Here is a 510-nt window from a genome sequence, read left to right as displayed (position 1 = left end):
CACCACCAAGTCGAGCTGTTTGGCAGCCAGTTGCACAAAATGGCTCGGCGCGGTAAAGATGAAGTCGGTGTAAGAACACAAGCTGGCGGCACTATTGAAATCTGGAACAGTGACTGCGATATCGCGCTCTGCGCCAATGTCTGCTAAACGATAATCCAACAACCAACGGTCGTTTCCATCACAACGCACTTGTACGTGACGAAGTGCGAGATACGCTTCGAGGTTCCACTTCTGTTTTAGTGCGGGGTGGTTTTTACGAATGATGCACATCTGATGGTCGCGATAGATTTCGAGTTCGCAAATATCATCCGGTGGCAGTAGGGTAAGCTTTGCGTCATTGATATCGATGTCTTTACCAGTTAATCCCAAATCTAACTCACCACGCTGCAACATGTTGAAGGTGTTATCTGACCAAGGATGCGTGCTGATGGTGACGCCGGGCGCCTGTTGAAAAATCGCTGGTAAGAAATGCGGCAAGATTAATGGATAGACACTTTCGACGGCCGCAAT

The 510-nt window shown here is 48.8% G+C and carries 1 protein-coding gene; it reads right to left on the bottom strand.

From position 1 onward, the window contains the following. Nucleotides 1-510 (bottom strand): LysR substrate-binding domain-containing protein (locus R7E38_RS23430; protein ID WP_318082252.1); only part of this gene is annotated, 510 nt, incomplete at both ends.

The sequence above is a fragment of the Vibrio sp. Vb2131 genome (assembly GCF_033338535.1).
In the GTDB taxonomy this organism is placed as follows: Bacteria; Pseudomonadota; Gammaproteobacteria; order Enterobacterales; family Vibrionaceae; genus Vibrio; species Vibrio alginolyticus.
Note: the sequence above shows the minus strand (reverse complement) of the source record. Positions and strands in the feature narration are given on the sequence as shown.